A 17,672-nucleotide genomic window follows, 5' to 3' on the forward strand; every position below is an offset into this window, starting at 1 on the left:
GCCCGAGGCGCCGGCACCGCCCGCGGTCAGCGACGGTGCCGAACAGCGACGAACCGCACCGGCGTGCCCGGCGTGGCCTGGGCCGCGCCGGGCAGGTCCGCCGGGTGGACGACCGCGATCACCGGATAGCCCCCGGTGGTCGGATGGTCGGCGAGGAAGACGACCGGGCGGCCGTCCGGCGGCACCTGGACGGCGCCCAGCACCATCCCCTCGCTGGGGAGTTCACCCGCCCGGGAGCGCTCCAGAGCGGGCCCCTCCGTGCGCAGCCCGATGCGGTTGCTCGCGGACGACACGGCATAGGGATGCCGGGTGAGGGTGCGCAGTGCCGCCTCGGTGAACCAGTCGTCGCGCGGGCCCAGGGTGACGCGCAGCACCAGCTCCGAGGGCGGCGCCGGATGCGGGACGACATCCACGCGCGCGTGCGGGCGGCCCGGGCGGCCGAGCGGGAGCACGGTGCCGTCCGTCAGCGGGAGCGGGCCGAGGCCGGACAGCAGGTCCGTGGAGCGGCTGCCCAGCACCGGTTCGACGGCCACCCCGCCGGAGACGGCCAGATAGCCGCGTACGCCGGAGCGGGCGGGGCCGATGTCGAGGAGGGCCCCGCCGGGGACCCGTACCGGTGCACCCCACGGGGCCGGGCGGCCGTCCACGGTGACCGCACAGGGGGCCCCGCCGACCGCCACGACGGTCGCCGAGCGGGGCCGCACGGAGCAGCCGTTGAGGGTGGTCTCCAGCACCGCTGCGTCCGGCGGGTTGCCCACCAGACGGTTGACCAGGGCGGCCGCCGGTGCGTCCAGAGCGCCCGAGCGGGGCACGCCGAGGTGGGCGTGGCCGGGGCGGCCCAGGTCCTGGACGGTGGTCAGGGCACCCGCACGGACCACCACGAGGGCATCGTCCGTCACGGCGTCTCCAAAAGGGTGAAGCGGACCAGGGTGCCCGGCGCCAGCAGCGCGGCCGGTACGCGCTGGTGGTCCCACAGCACCGCGTCCGTCGTACCGATCAGCTGCCAGCCGCCCGGGGACGCACGTGGGTACACGCCGGTGTAGGGGCCGGCCAGGGCGACGGACCCCGCCGGGACCGACGTGCGCGGGGTTGCCCGGCGCGGGACCTCGCGAGGCAGGCCCGTGAGGTAGCCGAAGCCGGGGGCGAAGCCGCAGAACGCGACGCGATATGCGGCGCCGGCGTGGATCCGGGCCACCTCGGTGACATCGACACCCCAGTGGGCGGCGACGTCCGGCAGGTCGGGGCCGTCGTACCGTACGGGGATCTCGACGACGTCCTGCGTGCGCGTGGGGATCGGGGGGACGTCCCAAGTGGCGAGGAGTTCGGCGAGGCGGAACGGGTCGTCGAGGCCGTCCAGGAGCACCGTGTGGGCGGCGGGGACGATCTCGCCCACCGACAGTTCGCCCGTGGCGCGGCGGCGCAGCAGTTCGGCGTGCAGGGCCTCGGCCTCGTCGCCCGTGGCCACCTCGATCAGCAGCGCGCGGGCTCCGACAGGCAGAGCTCTCATGAGAACGCCTCCACCCGCACCCCCGCCGCCGCCAGCTCGGCCCGCACCCGCCGGGCCAACTCCACCGAGCCCGGTGTGTCACCGTGCAGGCAGAGAGAGCGGGCCCGGACGAGAATCCGTTCACCCGAGTGGGCGACGACTGTGCCGGAACAGGCCAGGCCGACGGACCGCTCGACCACGGCGTCGGCGTCCGTGATCACGGAACCTTCCTGGTCGCGCAGCACCAGTGTCCCCTCGTCGGTGTACGCGCGGTCCGCGAACGCCTCGGTGACGGCGGCCAGCCCGACCCTCTCGGCCAGCTTGAGGAGATGCGAGCCGGGCAGGCCGAGGACGGGCAGCGTGGCGTCGGCGAGGAGCACTCCCTCGACCACCGCCGCCGCCTGCTCCTCGTCGTGCACGACGCGGTTGTAGAGCGCGCCGTGCGGCTTCACGTACGACACGCGCGTGCCCGCCGCGCGTGCGAAGACCTCCAGGGCACCGATCTGGTACGCCACCTCGGCCGCCAGTTCGGCGGGCGGTACGTCCATCGCGCGCCGCCCGAAGCCCGCCAGGTCGCGGTACGAGACCTGGGCGCCGATCCGGACCCCGCGCTCGGCCGCCAGCTCGCAGACCCGCCGCATGGTGACCGCGTCCCCCGCATGGAAGCCGCAGGCCACATTGGCGCTGGTGACGACGGAGAGCAGTCGCTCGTCGTCGGTCAGCGTCCAGCGGCCGAAGCCCTCGCCGAGGTCGGCGTTCAGATCGATGGAGCTCATGGATCCCATTCTCCCGCTCGGGTGTGTCAGAGGACGCGGTACTGCTCGTCGCGGGCGTCGGTCAGGAACATCTGGCCCGGCGCGTGCGTGATCGCGAACGACGGGCGTGAGGCCGTCACGGCGGCCTGCGGTGTCACCCCGCAGGCCCAGAACACCGGGATGTCGTCCGGCTCGGCGTCCACGGGGTCGCCGAAGTCCGGACGGGACAGGTCGGCGATGCCGAGGCCCGTCGGCTCGCCGCAGTGCACCGGACCACCGTGCACGGCCGGCAGCAGACTGCTCTCCCGGATCGCCGCCGCCAGGTGCGCGGGTGGCACCGGGCGCATCGACACCACCATCGGGCCGTGCAGCCGCCCGGCGGGCCGGCACATGCGGTCGGTCACGTACATCGAGACGTTGCGGCCCTGCTCGACGTGGCGCATCGGCACGCCCGCGGCGGTCAGCGCCGACTCGAAGGTGAAGCTGCAGCCGATCAGGAACGACACCAGGTCCTTGCGCCAGACGTCGACCACGTCCGTCGGCTCGGCCACCAACTCGCCGTGCTCCCAGACGCGGTAGCGCGGCAGATCGGTGCGCAGGTCCGCGCCCGGGGCCAGCGGGGTCGTCCACGCTCCGGCGTCCGTGACGTCGAGCACGGGGCACGGCTTGGGGTTGCGCTGGCAGAACAGCAGCATGTCGTAGGCCCAGTCGGCGGGCACCGAGATCAGGTTCGCCTGGGTGTGCCCGGCGGCCACCCCGGCGGTGGGGCCCGCGGCGCCCGAACGGAACCGGGCACGTGCCTCCTCGGGGGTCCACGCGTGCGCGCGCGGGTCGACGGCGGCGAAGGGGCGGTCGTAGGGGGTGGCGGGGGTGGCCGGACGGTCGTGCGCAGCGGTGGCGGGGCCGGCGTGCCGCGTGGTCATGTCGTTCACACGAGTTCCCTTCCACGTGTCTCCGGGAGGCCGAGCAGGGCCACCGCCGCCAGGCCGTAGCCGAGCGCGCCGAAGACCAGCGCGCCGCCCACGCCCCAGCTGTCCGCGAGGAAGCCGACCGTGGTCGGGAAGACGGCACCGACCGCGCGCCCGGTGTTGTACGTGAAGCCCTGCCCGGTGCCCCGGACGGCCGACGGGTACAGCTCGCTGAGGAAGGAACCGAAGCCGCTGAAGATGGCCGACATGCAGAACCCGAGCGGGAAACCGAGCACCAGCAGCAGCGTGTTGGCGCCGTCGGGGAGGTTCGCGTACGCCAGGATGCACAGCGCCGAGAGCACGGCGAAGAGCCAGATGTTCCGGCGGCGGCCCAGCACGTCGGTGAGATAGCCGCCGGTGAGATAGCCGATGAAGGCACCGGAGATCAGGAACGTGAGGTAGCCGCCGGTGCCGACGACCGACAGACCGCGCTCCGTCTTCAGATAGGTCGGCACCCAGGTCGCCAGGGTGTAGTAGCCGCCCTGGACGCCGGTGGAGAGCAGCACCGCGAACACCGTGGTGCGCAGCAGTCCCGGCGCGGAGGCCGTGCCCGGCCGGAAGATCACGGCGAACGAGCCCTTCTCGGCGCTCCGCTCGCGTGCGGCCTTGGCCTTCGGGGCGTCCTCGACCGAGCGGCGCACCCAGATCACCAGCAGCGCCGGCAGCGCGCCGGTCCAGAACATCACGCGCCAGGCCAGGTCGTCGTCGAGGAAGGAGAAGACCATCGTGTAGACGATCACGGCCAGACCCCAGCCCACCGCCCAGGAGCTCTGGATCGCGCCGAGCGTACGCCCCCGGTGCTTGGCGCTCGCGTACTCGGCGACGAGGATCGCGCCGACCGCCCACTCACCGCCGAAGCCGAGCCCCTGGAGGGCACGGAAGACCAGCAGGGTCTCGTAGTTGGGCGCGAAGCCGCAGGCCACGGTGAACACGGCGTAGGTGATCACGGTGATCATCAGCGCCTTCACCCGGCCTATCCGGTCCGCGAGCACACCCGCGGCGGCGCCGCCGATGGCGGAGACGACCAGGGTGACCGTGGTGAACAGCCCGGTCTGGCCGTTGTCCAGGCCGAAGTAGACCGTGAGCGCGACCATGCTCAGCGGCAGCGTGAAGTAGTCGTACGAGTCGAGCGCGTAGCCGCCGAACGCGCCGCCGAAGGCGCGGCGGCCGCGTGGGCCGAGGGCTCGCAGCCAGCCGAGGGGACCGTCGTCGGCGACAGGGCCGTCGGGGTGGGGTTCGCCTGTGGAGGTCAGGGCCTGGGAGGGAGGGTTCGTGCTCATGAGCACCTCGCAGTGAGGGGGGGGAGGGTGCGTGAGGACCGAGCCGTGGAGAGGGGGCTGTCCAGCAAGGTAGAGGATCGTTGAACGATCCTTCAATACCCCTGTTGTTTCGTTCTCGTGTCTGCGCTTGAATTCCGGCATGGCCGCCGAACTGACGGGACTTGCCGACGACCGTGCCCTCCTGGGACGCACCAGCACCGCCGAGCGGGTTGCGGACATCCTCCGCAGCCGCATCGCCGAAGGCTTCTTCCCACCCGGGACCCGGCTCTCCGAGGACAGCATCGGCGGTGCCCTCGGCGTCTCCCGCAACACCCTCCGTGAGGCGTTCCGCCTGCTCACCCACGAACGTCTCCTCGTCCATGAGCTCAACCGGGGTGTCTTCGTCCGGGTGTTGACCGTCGAGGACGTGGCGGACATCTACCGCACCCGCCGTCTCGTCGAGTGCGCCGTCGTGCGCGGGCTCGGGGATCCGCCGTACCGCTTGGAAGGGCTCGCCGAAGCCGTCGCCGAGGGGCAGCGGGACGCCCGCGAAGGTGACTGGAAAGGCGTGTCCACCGCCAACATCCACTTCCACCGCGAGCTGGTCGCGCTCGCCGGCAGCGCCCGCACCGACGAGCTGATGCGCAGCGTCTTCGCCGAACTCAGGCTCGCGTTCCACGTGGTGGACAATCCGCGCGAGCTGTACGAGCCGTACCTGGCACGCAACCTGCTCATCCTGCGGACGCTGCAACGGGGGGAGCGGGCCGAGGCCGAACGCATGCTGGTCGAGTATCTCGACGACTCGCTGCGGCGCATGGTCGAGGTCTATGGGCGGAGGGTGCGGGACAGCGCCCTGTGAGCGGCCGCCCCGTGAGCGGCGCCGTGGCTCGGGGCTCGTTCGGTGGCTCGTCCGGCGGCTGGGTGGCTCGTCCGGCGGCGCGTTTGGGTCGTTGTCAGACCCAGGACCTAGTCTGTGCACCGTGACTTCACCCGCATCGACGGACAGTGTTCCGCCCCAGCTCAGCGCGGGGCCGCGCCCCGCGCAGGGGCCGGCCGCCGACGAGGGGCTGGCGCGGCGGCTGCGCGCGCTCGCCTGCACCGCGCCGCTGCACGACCTGGACGCGCGCAAGGCGAACCTCGCCGGTGAGTACACGGTGTACGGCATGGCCGAGGTAGCGCTCGCCGCCATCGACCTGGTCACCCTGAACATGGACTTCGACACGGGCGCGGACCACGACCAGATCGTCGCCCGCCTCATCCCGCGCATCGCCGCCCAGGCACCCGGGCGGCCCGTGGAGGAGCACGAGCGGGTGGCCCGCTGGGTCCTGGAGAACCTGATCAACGTCGGCAGCGTCGACCGCGGCTTCCGGGCGGTGTACGGGACCTTCACCCCCGACGGCACCTACGTCCGGCGCGACTACGACTTCAAACTGATCGAGGAGGTCCCGGGCTACGGCGGCGGTGTCTACCTCCGCACGACCGACGAGGCCGTCAACGTTCTCGTGGGCGCCCTCGACACGGACGTCACCAGCGCCCAGATCGCCGCCGAGGTCAAGCTGGAGGTCCTGATCAGCCGGGGCCGCCTCGCCGACGCCCAGCTCGCCGCCGAGCAGGCCCGCTACCGGACCGTGCAGTACTCCGAGACGCTGCGCAAGGCCCTGGACGCGACCCGGCGCAACGTCCGCGCGGTCGACTGGCTCCAGACCGTGCCCGACATGATCGCCGAGGCCCTCGACCACGTCGCCGACCGCTACCGCCACGAGAACGCGATTCTCACGAACATCCGCAAGGCCCGGGACGAGTCGGAGGATCCCGAGCAGAAGCGGCGCGCCGCCGAGCTGGTCGACATCGTCAAGGACTGCATCCGGCGGCACACACAGCTGCAGTCCCGCCTGCTGGAGGCCGGCCCGCTCTTCCGTGCCGAGCAGGACCGGCAGGCCTTCGCCACCCCGATGACGACCTCCGGGATAGACCTGTACGGGCATCTCGTCGGGCCCCTGCTGCCCCTGCCCGTGGAGCAGGCGCGGCGGGTGACCGACGCGTTCTTCGCTCGCGGCACCGGTTTGCGCACACCCGGATCCGTGCGGGTCGGGGACCTCGTGGAGCTGCTGTTCACCCCGCCCGTCGAGCGGGAGCACCTCGGGGTGGAGATGCCGGAGCCCGATCTGATCGCCACGCCCGACGACAGCCGGTTCAGCGAGGAGCAGCTGGCTGCGGCGAAGGTGCTGCTGGATCTGCCGGCGGACGCGCCCCGGCGGCTGTCGGGGCTGTTGGCGCAGGCGCGGCTCCAGGACCCCGAACTGCCCTATCTGGTCGCCCTGTTGGCTGTGCACGCGGCGAGTCCGCCGGTCGGTACGGCCTATCGGCAGGGGGAGGAGAGGCTGCTGTTCGCCGTGGACGACGGGACGGAGCTGGACGACCCCGAGTTCGGTGGGGCCGATCTGATCGTGGGCATGGCCCTGCTGGATTCCGCGGGCATGGCGGCGGACAGGGAGGCGGTGTGAGGACGCCCTCGGGTTTTTGCCCGTGGTCGGTGTGCGGCTGCTTCGTGGCTGACCGTGCTCACGCGGCCGGGCCGCACATGTCACCGTCCCGCGCCCCCGCGAGGGCGCTTGCCGTACCCCCTGGTTATGAGATCGAGGAGTTCCTGTCGTGAGTGAGCATGTCGAGTGGGGTGAGCCGGAGACGGCAGCCGCTCCGGTGGCTGCCGCCCTCACTCCCGCCGACGCCGCCGACGCCGCTCGGCTCGTCTCTTTCGGGCTTCAGCCGAAGCTGCAGCCCGCCCGGGACCAGGAGTACGGGGAGCTGTTGCGCCGGTACCGCGAGGATCCGCCGTTCGCCCGGCTCGCCGACGCCGTCGCCACCGGGCTGGGGCTGGTCGTCCTGGAGGTGTCGCCGCGGGCGGGGATGGCGGTGACGGCCGCCGAGGACTCCGTCTTCGCGGTGCGGATGGGCGAGTACGCACGACGGACGTCGGCGGACTCGGTGGACCGCTTCCTGCACGGGCTGGCCCACCTCGCCGTGGCCGCGATGGCGTTCCCCCGCCCGGAGGACCTCGCGGACGACGGATACATCGGGCGGGTCTCGGTCAACGGGGTCGACGCCTTCGTACGGCAGGCCTGCCGACGCCTGGAGGAGCGGGCCGAGGAGCAGGGCGAGAACACCGACCCGGCGACCGACGCGCCCGGCCTGGAGTCGGCCTGGCGGATCTGGGCGCGACGCAGCTCCACCGGGGCCACCAAGGACGCCCGCCGGCTCGCCGGGTCCACCACCGGCATCATCGGCAAGGCGGTGGGCTTCCTGACCGACTCGGGCTTCCTCCAGCGCACCGGCGACGACAACGGCGGTACGTATCGCACGACCGCGCGTTATCAGCTCCAGGTGCGGGACATGGCGGGCAGCGCCGCGATGGCGGAACTGCTGGAACTGGGTGTCGTACCGGTCACCGACGGTTCGGCCACGCTGCTGCCCGCCGAGGACACCGACGACCTGGAGCTGGTGGCCGACGCCGGACTGCCGTTCCACTCCTGACCCCGACCTCCGTCCCCCACCACCGTCCTCGACCTCCTCCCCCCCCGCACGATCCACCGTCACGACCGCGAAAGTCCGCCGCCATGTACGAGCTGTCCCGGGTCCGCCTCTACTCCATCGGGCCGGCCGGTGCGCGCTACGCCGACACCGTGCTGGACCTGAGAGGTGTGGGCGAGTACGTGCCCGACCCCGCGCCGCAGCAGGCGGAGTTCTTCGAGGACGAGCCGACCGAGCCGCCGCGCAGGCCCGCGCCGGCCGGGGTGCTCTTCCTGGAGAACGGCGGCGGCAAATCCGTACTGCTCAAGCTGATCTTCTCGGTGATGCTGCCGGGCCACCGGAACACGCTGGGCGGCGCCAGCTCCGGTGTGCTGCGGAAGTTCCTGCTCGCGGAAGACTGTGGGCACGTCGCCCTGGAGTGGCAGCACACGCTGACCGGCGAGTGCGTGGTCGTGGGCAAGGTGAGCGAGTGGCGGGGGCGCCAGGTCTCCAACGATCCGCGGAAGTTCGCCGAGGCCTGGTACTCCTTCCGGCCCGGCCCGGGTCTGAGCCTCGACAATCTGCCCGTCGCCGAGGCCACCGCCGTACGGCCGTCCGTCGAGGGCACGTCCGGCGCGCGGGGGCGGCGGCGGACCATGAAGGGGTTCCGGGACGCCCTCACCGACGCGGGCAAGGCGTATCCGCACCTCGAAGTGCACTGGGAGGAGATCCACGACCGCTGGAACGAGCATCTGACGGACCTCGGTCTCGATCCCGAACTCTTCCGCTACCAGCGCGAGATGAACGCCGACGAGGGCGAGGCCGCCGGCCTCTTCGCGGTGAAGAAGGACTCCGACTTCACCGACCTGCTGCTGCGGGCCGTGACCGACACCCGGGACACGGACGGACTGGCCGACCTTGTCTCCGGATTCGGCAACAAGCTCGGGCGGCGGGCGGAACTGATCGCCGAACGGGACTTCACGGCCGGGTCCGTGGATCTGCTGAGCCGGATCGTGGAGGCGGCCGAGGGACGCTCCAGGGCCCGGGACGTCCACGCGGGCGCCGAGCGGCGCACCCGTACCCTGGCGCGGCGGCTGTCGGCGCGTGCCGCTCGGGAGCGACTGCGGGGCACCGATCTCGCCCAGCGGGTCACCGCGGCCGCGTACGCGGTCACGCACTCCGAGGCCGCCCGGGACCGCAGCGCCCTCATCGCCGCCGAACTGGCCTACCGGCACGCTTCGTTGGCGCTCGCCGCCGCCGAGAAGGCGGCCGCGGCGCAGAAGCGGGAGCTGGCCGACGCGCGCACCCTGCACTCCGCCTGGCAGGCCGCCGAGGCGGTGCTCAGGCACCGGGCCGCCGCCGACCGCGTCGCCCGGGTGGCAGCCGCCATCCAGGAGGCAGAACGGGACGCCGCTCCCGCGCTCGCCGCCCGCGCCAAGGCCGCCGTCGACCTCGTACGCGCCCTGCACGCCGCCGCCGAGAGCGCCGAGGAGCTCGCGAACGAGGGCGAGGAGAAGTCGGCCGCCCTGCAAGAGGTCGGCGAGACCGCCTACCGGGACTCCACCGTCGCCGCCACCGAGGCGCAGCGCGCCCGCAGCGAGATCGGACACCTGAAGCAGCGGCTCAGCGAGGTCGAGCAGGAGACCGCCGAGGCGGTCCGCGCGGGCTGGCTGGACGACAGCGCGCCCGACGCCGACCCGGCTCGGGCCGCGCTCGCCGCCAGCGACGCCGAGAAGACGGCCGTCGCCGCCTGGGACACCGCGCGCGAGACCTCGCGCCGCGCCTCCGAGCACGCCCGGGAGGCGGCCGCCGCCGAGTCCCGCGCGGAGCTCACGGCCGCCCGCGCGGCGGACGCGGCGATCGCCGCCGAGCGCGCCTACGACGGGGAGCGACGCACGGCGGAGGCCCTCGCGGCGGAGGAGCGGCTGGCGGAGCTGCTGAGTCTGCCGGGTGCCGTGGGCCGGGCAGCGGGCGGGGCCTCGGGCGCGGTGCCGGGTCCTCGCAGGGGAGGGGCCGAGGCCGACGTCGACGGCGGATCGGACGGTCCCGGTGGCTCGGGTGGCTCGAGCGGCGACGGCGGCCCCCTCACCCCCGAGGAGCTGGACCGCTTCGCCGACGAACTGCGCGAACTGCTCGACGAGAACGTGTCGTCCGCCGAGCGCCACCTCTTCGAGCTGCGGACCGCCGCGGCCGACGACGCCCGCATCCTCGGCGCCCTCGGCGACGGCGGACTGCTGCCGCCCGGCCCGGACGTCCTGGCCACCGTCGAGTTCCTCGGTGAGCACGGTATCCCCGCCCTCCCCGGCTGGCGCTACCTCGCCCAGGCTGTCGACCCCACCGACCACGCCCGCGTGCTCGCCGCGCGTCCCGAACTGGTCGACGGCGTGATCATCACCGACCCGGACTCGCACGCCCGGGCCCGCGAGGCACTGAGTGACGCCGCACTGCTCCCGAGGTCCGCCGTGGCCGTCGGCACGGCGGCGGCCCTGCTGGCCCCGACGCCGCCGATGGACGCGGGCGACGGGCACGCTTCCGACGTCTTCCTCGTCCCGCCGAACCCGGCCATGCACGACGAGCACGCGGCGGACGAGGAGCGGCAGGCGCTGCGCGCGCGGGCCACCGAGCGGGACGAGGAGATCCGGGAGCTGGCGGCCCGCCTCGGCAAGGACCGGGAGCTGGCGGCCCGGCTCTCCTCCTGGCGCACGGGCTGCCCGGCGGGACGGCTCACCGAACTGGCGGACACCGCGCGGGAGACGCGTGCCTTCGCCGAGGAGGCCGAGGCGGAGCTCGCCGAGGCGCGGACCGTGCGGGCCGAGGCCGAGGAGGCGGCCGCCGAGGCGGCGCAGGTGCGGGACGAACGGCAGGAGGCAGCACAGAAGTCCCGCCGTGCCGCCGACGCCCTCGCCGGACTGGCCTTCCGGCTGCGCGAGCGGGCCGGCTGGCAGGTCAAGCTCCGTGAACTCGCCGACGAGGCCGCCGAGTCCGAGGCCCGCGCCCAGTCCTGCCTGGACCGGGCCCGCGCCGCCGACGAGGACCGGCGTGCCGCCCAGCGCGGCGCGGACGACGCCCGCCGCACGGCGCGTGCGCTGCGCGCCGAGCGGGCCGAGATCGCGGGCGCCCCCGACGACGTACCGGAGACGGACTCCGACGCGTCCAAGCAGCCCCTCGCGGCCCTCCGCGAGGCCTACCGCGCCGCGTCCCAGGTGTACGAGAAGGTCGGCGTCGATGCCGACCTGCGGGCCGAACAGGCGCGGGCCGAGAGCGACGAGAGCGCCGCGATCGCCGAGCTCGACCGGCTCACCAACAAGGTCCGCAACCGCGCCGAGCAACTGCTCCAGTCGCCCGACGGCTCCGACGGGCCGTCGCGGCAGGCGGCGGCCGCGCGTGCCGAGGAACTCGTCCAGCTCCTGGAAACCCGGATGTCCACCGCGAGCGAGCAGCTCGGCCGGTTGCGCGGCGAGGCCGAGCGGCACGCGCCACAGGACGGCGAGGCGCACACCGAACTGCCCGAGGAACTGCTCCCGCGCGACGCCGACCACGCCCAGGCCCTGCTGCGCACGGCCACGGCCGAACTGGCCGCCCGCGCCGAGGCGTTGACCCAGGCCCGGGAGGCCCACGCCGAGCTGCTGGAGTCCCACCGCGCCGCCGAGGACGCGGCCGGCGGCTTCGACGAGACCGCCGCCCTCCTGCGGGACCTCCTGCGCGACCACTCCGCTGACGACGACCAGGAGGAGCCCGAGCCGTACCCCGGAGGGTTGGAAGAGGCCCGCAGGGCCGCCGGGGAGGCCCGCCGTTCCCTGCGCGGCTGCGCCGCCGACCTCTCCGCCGCCGAGGGCTCCGTGCGCGAGGCGAGCGACGTCCTCGTACGCCACGCCAACTCCACGCGCTACGAACAGGTCCGTACGCCCGCCCGCCAGCAGATCCGGGAGCTGCCCGCCGCCTCGCTCCCGGAGCACGCGCAGAAGTGGGCCGACGCGTTCGCGCCCCGACTCCGGGTCCTCACAGACGAGTTGGCCCAGCTGGAGCGCAACCGGGACTCCATCGTCGACCGGCTGCGGGGGCTCGTGGAGTCGGCCCTCGCGACGCTGCGCTCCGCCCAGCGGCTCTCCCGGCTCCCCGAGGGCCTCGGGGAGTGGTCCGGTCAGGAGTTCCTCCGGATCCGCTTCGAGGAGCCCGACCAGGCCACCCTCACCGAACGTCTCGGCGAGGTCGTCGACGAGGCGACCCGCGCGGCCGTGAAGAAGAACTCCGACATGCGCCGCGACGGCATGTCCCTGCTGCTGCGGGGCGTCAGCGCCGCGCTCCAGCCCAGGGGGGTCGCCGTGGAGATCCTCAAGCCGGACGCGGTGCTGAGGGCCGAACGCGTCCCCGTCGGCCAGATGGGCGACGTCTTCTCGGGCGGCCAGCTGCTCACCGCGGCCATCGCCCTGTACTGCACGATGGCGGCGCTGCGCAGCAACGACCGGGGCCGGGACAAGCACCGTCACGCCGGCACCCTGTTCCTGGACAACCCCATCGGACGCGCCAACGCGACGTACCTGCTGGAACTCCAGCGCGCGGTCTCGGACGCCCTCGGCGTCCAGCTCCTCTACACCACCGGGCTCTTCGACACGACGGCCCTGGCGGAGTTCCCCTTGGTCATCCGGCTGCGCAACGACGCCGACCTACGAGCGGGCCTCAAGTACATCAGCGTGGAGGAGCACCTCCGCCCGGGTCTGCCCCCACAGCCCCAGCCGGGAGAGACGGCCCACACGGAGATCACGGCGACACGTATGTACAAGAGGCCCACCACGACCGCGCCCTGAAAGGGGCGCGGGGAACTGCGCGACCGGCCCGAACGGATCCGCAGTTCCCCACGGCCTCGTCACTGCGGCGGCTACGCGTCGGCCTTCAAGAGATCCGCACACTTCTCGCCGATCATCATCGTCGTGATGCACGGATTCACGGTCACCAGATCCGGCATCACCGACCCGTCCGCCACCCGCAGCCCCTCGATCCCCTTCACCCGCAGCCGCGCGTCCAGCGGGGCCGAGGCGTCGTCGTCCGCACCCATCTTCACCGTGCAGGCCGGGTGGTAGACGGTGTTGTGGGTCTTGCGGATGTAGTCGAACAGCTCCTCGTCGGTCCGCACGTCGGGTCCGGGCGCCAGCTCGGCCCCGGCCCACCCGCTCAGCGCCGGCTGCGCCGCGATCCGCCGGGCGAGCCGGAGACCGTACGTCATCACGCGCACGTCGTGCTCGTGCGTGAAGTAGCGCGGGTCGACCTTCGGCTTGTCCCGGTAGTCGCGGGTGCGCAGCCGCACGGTGCCCCGGGACATCGCCCGCGTCACGTTCGGCGTCAGACAGAACGCGTTCTCGGACGTGGGGTAGCCGTGCCGGGCCGTGTTCATGTCGAACGGCACGGCCCCGTAGTGGAACATCAGGTCCGGCCGGTCCAGGCCCGGCTCGGTGTCGTAGAAGATGCCCGCCTCCCACCACTGGTTGGACGTGGTGGGCATCGGCTGTGCGGCCTCCCACATGATGACGCCCTCGGGGTGGTCCTGGAGGTTCTCGCCGACGCCCGCCGAGTCCACGACCACGTCGACACCCACCTCGCGCAGCTGTTCGGCGGGGCCGATGCCGGAGAGCATCAGGATCTTGGGAGTGTCGATGGCGCCGCAGGAGACGACGACCTCACGCCGCGCGCGCACCGTCCGGGTGTGGATCAGGTCCGGGTCCAGATACTCGGCGCCGACGCAGCGCCGCCCGTCGAGCACCAGCTTCTTGGCGCGGACCCCGGTGCGCACGTCCAGGTTCGGACGCCGGCCCATGATCGGGTGCAGATACGCCACCGACGAGGACTGGCGGATGTTGTTCTCGTCGGAGTTGATCTGGAACCAGTTGGCGCCCCGGACCACCGTCGTGCCCGTGTTGAACGGCGTCGTCGGGATACCCACCTGGACGCACGCCTCCAGCAGGGCGTTGCCGCACGGGTCCTCGCTCTTGATGGTGCGCAGCTTCACCGGTCCGGAGCGGCCGTGGTGGTCGCCGGGCGCGTCGTTGGTCTCCAGGCGCTGGTAGAGCGGGAAGAGATCGGCCGCCGACCAGCCCGTGCAGCCCGCGGCCGCCCAGTCGTCGAGGTCCTCCGCCGGTGCCCAGAAGGCGATGCAGGAGTTGTGGGACGAGCAGCCGCCGAGGACCTTCGCCCTCGCGTGCCGCATGAAGCTGTTGCCGCTGTCCTGCGGTTCCACCGGGTAGTCCCAGTCGTAGCCGGACTCCAACAGGCCCATCCAGCGTTCCAGCTTCAGGACGTCGTCGTCGCCGACGTCGCTGGGGCCCGCCTCCAGGACGCACACCGTGACCGACGGGTCCTCGGAGAGTCTGGCCGCCACCACGTTGCCCGCGGTGCCGCCGCCGACCACTACGTAGTCGAACTCGTCTTCGAACATGGGGAGTTGACCTCCTGGGTGCTGTGCTGTCGAGCTGCTGTGCCGTGCTGTGCTGGGCGGCGCTCAGTCCGCCGCCGGGGTGGCGAGAGGGGCGGCGGGCGGCGCGGGCGGCGTGGTGTCGGCCTCGGCGACCACGCGGTGCTCGGCGAGTACGCCGGTCTTGTGCCGCTGGACGAACCAGTAGTAGGCGAAGCCTCCGCCGCCGATGATCCCGACGAAGAGGACCGCGCCCCACTGCAGGTACCAGTGGAACGGGGCGGCCGCGTTGTAGACCGCCGCGCGCGGCCAGATCAGGTTGAGGGTCATGCCCGCGCCCCAGAGCACGGCGAGGATGTTCACGGGCAGGCCCCAGCGGCCCAGCGAGAACCGGCCGTCCCCGGCGGGCTGCCACGTGCCGCGCAGCCGCGCCACCAGCATCGGCACGGTGACGCCCAGATAGGCCAGGTAGATCATGATGATGCCGATGCTGGTCACCACGGTGAAGATCTGCGGCTGACGGATGTTGACCACGAGGATCGCCAGCGCCAGCACGCCGATGATCACGGTCGGCAGGACCGGCGTCTGGAAACGCGGGTGACACTTGGCCAGCTTCGAGGACGCGGGCAGGTTGTTGTCGCGGGCCATCGCGAACGCCAGCCGGACGGCCGCGGTGTGGACGGCCAGAGCGCACACGGTGACCGCGATCAGGACGCACCACAGCATGGCCTTGCCGGCCGTCGGGCCGAGCACGTTGAGCACCACGTACTGCAGGCCGTCCGTGGACAGCTGCTCGCCCTTCAGGCTGGAGACGCTCATCAGCGCCAGGAGCAGGATCAGACCGCCGAGGACGAACGAGGCGACGATCGCCCGGATGATCGCGCGCGGGGCGTTGCGGGTCGGGTCCAGGGACTCCTCGCCGAGCGAGGCGGCCGTGTCGAAGCCGTACATGACGTACGCCGACGCCAGCGACGCCACGAGGAACGCGCCCAGGTAGCCGTTGCCGTAGCCGTCCCCCGTGCCGTTGGTCTCCAGGACCACCTGCGGGCCGCGGGTGATGTGGACGGCGAACAGCACGATCAGGACGACGGTGGCGATCAGCTCGATGAACACGCCCGCGGTGTTGATCCGTGCCATCAACTTGACGCCGAAGGCGTTCACCAAGGTGGTGAACAGGATCAGCACCGCGGCCAGGACGACCGCGTTGGTCGCCACGTCGTACTTGCCGGTGCCGTCGCCGACGAACTGGAACACGTCTGAGATCTGCGGCAGCGTCAGCTGGTAGGCCAGCGCTACCGCCGCGATCGACACGACGGAGGCGGCCAGCATCATCCAGCCCGCGAGCCAGCCCAGATGCGGATTGCCTATCTTCTTCGACCAGTTGTAGACCGAGCCCGCGACCGGGTAGCGGGCGGCCAGCTCGGCGAAACACAGCGCGACCATGAACTGGCCGACGAACACCATCGGCCACGACCACCAGTAGGCCGGGCCGCCACTGGCGAAGCCGAAGTAGAACAGCTGGAAGGTGCCGGTCAGGATCGAGATATAGCTGATCCCGGCGGCGAAGGTGTGGAAGTTGCCCAGGGTGCGCTTGAGTTCGGGCTTGTAGCCGAACTCGGTGAGTTCGGTGTCGTCGGAGGAGTTCTTCGGTCCGGTGGGTTGCTCGATGGTCGTCATGAGCGGACTCCTGATGGGCCTGGGGAGGGGAGGGGGGAGCGGCTCTGCGGGTGCCGAGATCAGCGGACTAGGCGAACCAACCCTGCGGTGCCGGGGCCGTGTTGCGCCAGATGTGCTTCGCCTCGCGGTATTCGGCGAGTCCCGTCGGCCCGAGCTCACGGCCGAATCCGGACTGCTTGCATCCGCCCCACTCGGCCTGCGGCACATAGGGGTGGTAGTCGTTGATCCACACCGTGCCGATCCGCAGCCGGGCCGCCGTCCGCCGGGCCCTGGCCTCGTCCGTCGTCCATACGGCGCCGGCCAGACCGTAGATGGTGTCGTTGGCCAGCCGTACGGCCTCGTCCTCGCTGCTGAACCGTTCCACCGTCAGCACCGGCCCGAACGACTCGTCCTGGACCACGGACATCGAGGCCGTGCACTCGTCCAGGACGGTCGGCAGGTAGTAGAAGCCCTCGTCGTACGCGTCGCCGCTCGGCCGCTCGCCGCCGCAGCGCAGCACCGCGCCCTCGGCGATGCCCCGGGCGACGTACTCCTCGACCTTCGCGCGGTGGGCGGCGGAGATCAGCGGGCCGGTCTGCGCCCGCTCGTCGAAGGGCCCGCCCAACCGGATCTCCCGCGTCCGGCGGACGACCTCGTCGACGAACCGGTCGTGCAACGAGTCCTCCACCAGCAGACGGGCGCCCGCCGAGCAGACCTGCCCCGAGTGCAGGAAGACCGCGGTCAGCGCCATGTCGACGGCCGTGTCGAAGTCGGCGTCCGCGAAGACGATGTTCGGGTTCTTGCCGCCGAGCTCCAGGGCGACCTTCTTCACGCTCGCGGCGGCGTTGGCCATCAGCCGACGGCCGGTCTCGAGGCCACCGGTGAACGAGACCAGGTCCACATCGGGGTGCTCCGACAGCGGGGCACCCGCCTCGGGACCGGCGCCCAGGACGAGGTTGGCCACGCCCTCCGGCACCCCGGCCTCCGCCAGCAACCGCATCAGAAGGATCGCGGTGTGCGGGGTCAGCTCGCTCGGCTTCAGCACGAACGTGTTGCCGGCCGCGAGCGCCGGAGCGACCTTCCAGGCCGTCTGGAGCAGGGGATAGTTCCAGGGGGTGATCAGCGCGCACACCCCGACCGGCTCGTACACGACCTGGCTGTCGACGCCCGGCTGACCGGTGTCGACGACCCGGCCCGTCTCGGCGGTGGCCGCACGCCCGAAGTAGCGGAAGCAGTTCGCGATGTCGTCGATGTCGTACTCGCTCTCCACCAGCCGCTTGCCGGTGTCGAGGGACTCGGCGCGGGCGAGCGCGTCCTTGTCGCGTACGAGGAGATCAGCCACCCGAAGCAGCAGGTCACCGCGATCGGCGGGCGAGGTGGTGGGCCACGGGCCCTCGTCGAAGGCGCGCCGCGCGGCGGCGATCGCCTCCACGGTGTCCTTGGCGCCGGCCTCGTCGACGACCGCGACCAGGCTGCCGTCGGCGGGGCAGCGGATCTCACGCGTCCGGCCGTCGAGCGCGGATCGCCATGCTCCGCCGATGAAAAGTTCGGGCATGTCTTTCGTTCCTCCTGGTCAGCGCCGTACGGCAGGCGCCCTCGCGGCTGAGCGCCTAACCGGAAGACTGCGTTCTATGCCCA

General features: G+C 72.5%; 12 protein-coding genes. 4 read left to right on the plus strand and 8 right to left on the minus strand.

Features of this window, described 5'->3' with window-relative positions; all coding sequences use genetic code 11:
• Nucleotides 1-26 precede the first annotated feature (26 nt).
• Genes P8T65_RS39695 through P8T65_RS39715 form a run of 5 tightly spaced genes read right to left on the minus strand, consistent with a single transcriptional unit; the run spans nt 27 to nt 4,489 of the window.
• Nucleotides 27-899: a biotin-dependent carboxyltransferase family protein gene (locus tag P8T65_RS39695; RefSeq protein ID WP_316730224.1), complete on the minus strand. Its 873-nt coding sequence runs from the start codon at nt 897-899 to the stop codon at nt 27-29.
• The gene (locus P8T65_RS39700) at nt 896-1,507 is read right to left on the minus strand and encodes an allophanate hydrolase subunit 1 (RefSeq protein ID WP_184896509.1); all 612 of its coding nucleotides are present in this window, start codon (nt 1,505-1,507) and stop codon (nt 896-898) included. Before P8T65_RS39700 ends, P8T65_RS39695 begins: the two co-directional genes overlap by 4 nt.
• Nucleotides 1,504-2,262, minus strand: a complete 759-nt coding sequence (locus P8T65_RS39705) for a 5-oxoprolinase subunit PxpA (protein ID WP_316730225.1) — start codon at nt 2,260-2,262, stop codon at nt 1,504-1,506. The genes P8T65_RS39700 and P8T65_RS39705 overlap by 4 nt, the downstream gene beginning before the upstream one ends.
• Before the next feature lie 26 nt (nt 2,263-2,288).
• Complete coding sequence (locus tag P8T65_RS39710; protein ID WP_399102106.1) at nt 2,289-3,173, minus strand: putative hydro-lyase; 885 nt, start codon at nt 3,171-3,173, stop codon at nt 2,289-2,291.
• Nucleotides 3,170-4,489 (minus strand): MFS transporter, encoded by a 1,320-nt coding sequence (locus P8T65_RS39715; protein WP_316730226.1) that lies wholly within the window; start codon nt 4,487-4,489, stop codon nt 3,170-3,172. The genes P8T65_RS39710 and P8T65_RS39715 overlap by 4 nt, the downstream gene beginning before the upstream one ends.
• Before the next feature lie 139 nt (nt 4,490-4,628).
• Between P8T65_RS39715 and P8T65_RS39720 the strand changes: the two genes are divergently transcribed.
• The 4 genes from P8T65_RS39720 to P8T65_RS39735 all read left to right on the plus strand — a co-directional run bounded on the left by P8T65_RS39720 (nt 4,629) and on the right by P8T65_RS39735 (nt 12,780).
• Nucleotides 4,629-5,327: a GntR family transcriptional regulator gene (locus tag P8T65_RS39720; RefSeq protein WP_316730228.1), complete on the plus strand. Its 699-nt coding sequence runs from the start codon at nt 4,629-4,631 to the stop codon at nt 5,325-5,327.
• Between the two features lie 121 nt (nt 5,328-5,448).
• Nucleotides 5,449-6,972, plus strand: coding sequence for a hypothetical protein (locus P8T65_RS39725; protein WP_184896515.1), 1,524 nt, complete (start codon nt 5,449-5,451; stop codon nt 6,970-6,972).
• A 148-nt stretch (nt 6,973-7,120) separates the two neighbouring features.
• Nucleotides 7,121-7,999 (plus strand): hypothetical protein, encoded by an 879-nt coding sequence (locus P8T65_RS39730; RefSeq protein WP_316730230.1) that lies wholly within the window; start codon nt 7,121-7,123, stop codon nt 7,997-7,999.
• Between the two features lie 83 nt (nt 8,000-8,082).
• Nucleotides 8,083-12,780, plus strand: coding sequence for a hypothetical protein (locus P8T65_RS39735; RefSeq protein ID WP_316730231.1), 4,698 nt, complete (start codon nt 8,083-8,085; stop codon nt 12,778-12,780).
• 71 nt (nt 12,781-12,851) lie between these two features.
• Here P8T65_RS39735 and P8T65_RS39740 read toward each other — a convergent pair whose 3' ends face one another.
• The 3 genes from P8T65_RS39740 to P8T65_RS39750 form a co-directional block, all read right to left on the minus strand.
• Nucleotides 12,852-14,402: a GMC family oxidoreductase N-terminal domain-containing protein gene (locus P8T65_RS39740; protein ID WP_316730232.1), complete on the minus strand. Its 1,551-nt coding sequence runs from the start codon at nt 14,400-14,402 to the stop codon at nt 12,852-12,854.
• 63 nt (nt 14,403-14,465) lie between these two features.
• Nucleotides 14,466-16,055 (minus strand): amino acid permease, encoded by a 1,590-nt coding sequence (locus P8T65_RS39745; protein ID WP_316730233.1) that lies wholly within the window; start codon nt 16,053-16,055, stop codon nt 14,466-14,468.
• 67 nt (nt 16,056-16,122) lie between these two features.
• Complete coding sequence (locus P8T65_RS39750) at nt 16,123-17,589, minus strand: aldehyde dehydrogenase family protein (RefSeq protein ID WP_316730234.1); 1,467 nt, start codon at nt 17,587-17,589, stop codon at nt 16,123-16,125.
• Nucleotides 17,590-17,672: the final 83 nt, after the last annotated feature.

This window comes from Streptomyces sp. 11x1 (genome assembly GCF_032598905.1).
Lineage (GTDB): Bacteria > Actinomycetota > Actinomycetes > Streptomycetales > Streptomycetaceae > Streptomyces.

What these genes read in the sequence shown, in the direction of transcription:
- P8T65_RS39750 (WP_316730234.1), bottom strand. Translation starts at nt 17,589, where the DNA reads ATGCCCGAACTTTTCATCGGCGGAGCATGGCGATCCGCGCTCGACGGC.
- P8T65_RS39720 (WP_316730228.1), top strand. Translation starts at nt 4,629, where the DNA reads ATGGCCGCCGAACTGACGGGACTTGCCGACGACCGTGCCCTCCTGGGA.
- P8T65_RS39735 (WP_316730231.1), top strand. Translation starts at nt 8,083, where the DNA reads ATGTACGAGCTGTCCCGGGTCCGCCTCTACTCCATCGGGCCGGCCGGT.
- P8T65_RS39700 (WP_184896509.1), bottom strand. Translation starts at nt 1,507, where the DNA reads ATGAGAGCTCTGCCTGTCGGAGCCCGCGCGCTGCTGATCGAGGTGGCC.
- P8T65_RS39745 (WP_316730233.1), bottom strand. Translation starts at nt 16,055, where the DNA reads ATGACGACCATCGAGCAACCCACCGGACCGAAGAACTCCTCCGACGAC.
- P8T65_RS39715 (WP_316730226.1), bottom strand. Translation starts at nt 4,489, where the DNA reads ATGAGCACGAACCCTCCCTCCCAGGCCCTGACCTCCACAGGCGAACCC.
- P8T65_RS39740 (WP_316730232.1), bottom strand. Translation starts at nt 14,402, where the DNA reads ATGTTCGAAGACGAGTTCGACTACGTAGTGGTCGGCGGCGGCACCGCG.
- P8T65_RS39705 (WP_316730225.1), bottom strand. Translation starts at nt 2,262, where the DNA reads ATGAGCTCCATCGATCTGAACGCCGACCTCGGCGAGGGCTTCGGCCGC.